This is a genomic window from Mesorhizobium sp. M1E.F.Ca.ET.063.01.1.1 (genome assembly GCF_003998155.1).
In the GTDB taxonomy this organism is placed as follows: Bacteria; Pseudomonadota; Alphaproteobacteria; order Rhizobiales; family Rhizobiaceae; genus Mesorhizobium.
Genome location: NZ_RZSC01000698.1, coordinates 1 through 3,058, shown reverse-complemented (window position 1 = coordinate 3,058; position 3,058 = coordinate 1). Strand labels below are relative to the sequence as shown.

The window sequence follows — 3,058 nt, the reverse complement described above, 5'->3', positions numbered from 1 at the left end:
TTCTTCAGCCGCTTGACGATCGGCGTCAGGAACGCGGCCTGGGCGACGAAGTCCCAGCCATGATCCGAGGTCGCTTGCGCCGGATCGTCGGGCACCAGCGTAACTTGTTCCGGCTGATGCTTTTCGACAAGCGCCAGGAAGTCCTCGGTCGGATAGCCTTCGATGTTGAATTCCGCGTCCGGAAACTCGTCGTCGATCAGCGCCCTGATCTCCGGCAGGTCGGAATGCCTAGTATGCCGCTCGTCGGGACGCGGATGCACCGTCAGCCCATGCGCGCCGGCTGCCAGCGCGATGCGGCCAAGCCCCGTGACGCTCGGCCACGGCAGGTCGCGGCGGTTGCGCAGCATGGCGACAGCGTTGAGGTTGACCGAAAGCTTTGCGGGCATGAATTGGCGTCCCTATGGTTTTGGCGCGCATCTATAGCGCCTTTGCAGGGAACAGATAGAGGGTTTCCGGTGTTCCAGAGGACCAAGTGACGGCCAACGCAAGGGTTTGCCAGTGAATTTCCTCGAAGCCGTGCCGGCGATACGCCGCATCGACACCAATCGCGACGCGCTTTTCGCCATCGACGTCGTCGGCGATGTTTCGCCGGCGGACGCGGAAAACCTGTTCGGCCTGCTCGAAGCAGCCTATGCCCTGCACCCGAGGATCGACGTGCTGGTGCGACTGACCGACGAGGAGAGCGTCGATTGGGCCAACATTTCGGAAAAGACGCTGAGGCAAGGTGTGGCCGACGCGCTGGAGCATGTCGTCCGCTGCGCGGCCATCGGCGAGCCACGCTGGGCATCTTTTGCCACGGGCTTGTTCCCGAAGCCTTTGCCGTTCGAATTCAGGCGCTTTGGCAGCGAGGACGAACAAGCCGCCTGGCGATGGCTTGGCGCAAGACCGGCATGACAATGCCGGTTTGTCTCAACGCACGATCGTCAGCCGCTCGGCCGCGCGTGTGATTGCCGTGTAGAGCCAGCGCTGCCTGGTCTCCTTGAACGCCCAGCTCTCGTCGAACAGCACGACGTCGTTCCACTGCGAGCCTTGCGCCTTATGCACCGTCAGCGCGTAGCCATAGTCGAAATCGTCGAAGCGTTTCTTCTGCTGCCAGGGGATCTCTGCGTCCGGATCCTCGAACGCCGCCTTCAACAGCTTGATCTTGGCGACGCCGCGGTCGGGATCGTCCTCTTCCGGCGAGACCAGCAGGTTGATGCCGGGCTTAACAGTCTCGCGCGACGAGGTCATCACCTTCCACAGCGAGCCGTTGAGCAGCCCCTTGGCCGGATCGTTGCGCAGGCAGACGAGCTTGTCGCCAGCCTGCGGATAGTCGGCATTGAACCCTTTGAGCTCGCGCAGCCGTTGGTTATAGCGCCGCCGCGTGCGGTTGGTGCCGACCAGCACCTGGTCGGCCTTGAGCACAAGATCCTGGGTGACCCCTTCCCTGCCGATCACCTGCGCCGTGCCGAAATCGCCGTGCATGAACTCGCGGCCTTCGCGCACGTCGAGGGCGAGGCGGATGATCGGATTGTCGCGCGCCTGGCGATGGATTTCGGTCAGCAGCACATCCGGCTCGTGTTCGGTAAAAAAGCCGCCACCCGAGATCGGCGGCAACTGGGCGGGGTCGCCCAGCACCAGGATCGGCGTGCCAAAACTCATCAGGTCGCGGCCGAGCTGCTCGTCGACCATCGAGCATTCGTCGATGACGACCAGCTTGGCGCGCGCGATCGGGCTTTGCCGGTTGAGCGCGAAGGTCGGCGAGATCGACGTCTTGCCGGTCACCTCGTCTTCGACCGATTCCTCGCCCCTCGGCCGGTAGATCAGCGAATGGATGGTGCGCGCGTTGATCGCTCCCTTGGAGCGCAGAACCTGGGCGGCCTTGCCGGTGAAGGCGGCGAACTGCACCTGCCCGTCGACATGCTCGGCGAAATAGCGCGCCAGCGTCGTCTTGCCGGTGCCGGCATAGCCGAACAGGCGGAAGACCTGCGGCCGGCCGTCCTTCAGCCAGCGGCCGACCGCCTTCAAAGCCTCGTCCTGTTGGGGAGAGAATTCCATCAGCGCGACAGACCGGATTCGCGAGCGAAATACAAGATTGGCCGTCCCATCACCGGCGTCGCCGGTGGCGATCTCATTTGCTACAGGCTTGGCACGCTATCAGGCACAAACAAGAACGTAAAGGGAACAAACCTACTTGAATCCAGGCTATCTGCCAGGTCCGGGATCGTTCTCCAGCAGGATCGGCTTGCCGTGCGGGGTCGCATGCGCGGCACGCTCCCAGGCGGCCGCCAGCGCATCGACCTCGCTTTTGCCGGCAACACCCTTTCGCGACAGCAGCTTTTCAAGCGCCGCCAGCCAATGCTCGTAGTAGTCATGCCCGTCGCTTGCGGCGCCCGGCTGCTTCACCTCGGCGGATAAAGCCTCGGCCCACTCGCTCCACGAAAACAGGCCCTCATCATGCAGCGCGACCGTCATGGCGAAAGCCTGCGCCTGCCATGGTTCGGCGAACACCGGATCGTCTAGAACCGCCGGTCGTTCCGTCTCAGACCGGCTCAAGATAGCTCTCCCAGGCATCGATCGACACACTCAGTGTAGGGTCGGCGCCCTCGCCCCAGATCTCCGCCCCGTCGAAAATTACGGTATAGACCCATTGCGGGTTCTCGCCCTTGCCATGCGCATTGCTGTCGGGAAAGACGAAGCCGCCGCGCACGGCCTCGATCGTCCCGTTCTTGCCGCGCGCGTAGCGCGGCAGGCGCGTATGGCCGGTGGGATTGAGGTTCTTCGTTCGCACACGGTCGCCCGCCTGGAATCGCGCCGGCGCCGCGACCGGCCGGTCGCACGGCCCGCCTTTGGCGAGCGCCGCCGGCACGTCCGCCGCCTTCAGTACACGCTTGGGCGTAGCGGCCGGATCGACCGCCTTGCCGCTTGCAAGGTCCCGCTCCGTGACGAAGCCGTGGCGCTTCAAGAGCGTCTCCAGCGCCTTGATCCAGATCTGGTAGTAGCTCGACGCGTAATAGTCGGCCGGATGCAGCGATTCCCGCGCGTGCCGGCTCTCGTCGATGTTCCAGGCGCCCATGGC

At 64.2% G+C, this 3,058-nt stretch carries 5 protein-coding genes; 1 reads left to right on the top strand and 4 read right to left on the bottom strand.

The genetic code is table 11. The annotated features are described in order from the left end of the window. The coding region (locus EOA29_RS30805) for a pyridoxine 5'-phosphate synthase (protein WP_189479035.1) at positions 1-386 on the bottom strand (386 nt) is incomplete at its 3' end. A gap of 112 nt (positions 387-498) precedes the next feature. On the opposite strand from EOA29_RS30805, the gene EOA29_RS30800 reads away from it, so the two are divergent. Next, complete coding sequence (locus EOA29_RS30800; RefSeq protein ID WP_126093167.1) at positions 499-894, top strand: STAS/SEC14 domain-containing protein; 396 nt, start codon at positions 499-501, stop codon at positions 892-894. A gap of 15 nt (positions 895-909) precedes the next feature. On the opposite strand, the gene EOA29_RS30795 is transcribed toward EOA29_RS30800, so the two are convergent. The 3 genes from EOA29_RS30795 to nthB all read right to left on the bottom strand — a co-directional run. Then, positions 910-2,037, bottom strand: coding sequence for an ATP-dependent RecD-like DNA helicase (locus tag EOA29_RS30795; RefSeq protein WP_126093166.1), 1,128 nt, complete (start codon positions 2,035-2,037; stop codon positions 910-912). A 147-nt stretch (positions 2,038-2,184) separates the two neighbouring features. Continuing rightward, positions 2,185-2,553 (bottom strand): nitrile hydratase accessory protein, encoded by a 369-nt coding sequence (locus tag EOA29_RS30790; protein ID WP_189349992.1) that lies wholly within the window; start codon positions 2,551-2,553, stop codon positions 2,185-2,187. After that, a partial coding sequence (nthB, locus tag EOA29_RS30785) for a nitrile hydratase subunit beta (protein WP_127222058.1) occupies positions 2,522-3,058 on the bottom strand: 537 nt, incomplete at its 5' end. The genes EOA29_RS30790 and nthB, both read right to left, overlap by 32 nt.

What these genes read in the sequence shown, in the direction of transcription:
- EOA29_RS30795 (WP_126093166.1), bottom strand. Translation starts at nt 2,037, where the DNA reads ATGGAATTCTCTCCCCAACAGGACGAGGCTTTGAAGGCGGTCGGCCGC.
- EOA29_RS30790 (WP_189349992.1), bottom strand. Translation starts at nt 2,553, where the DNA reads ATGCCTGGGAGAGCTATCTTGAGCCGGTCTGAGACGGAACGACCGGCG.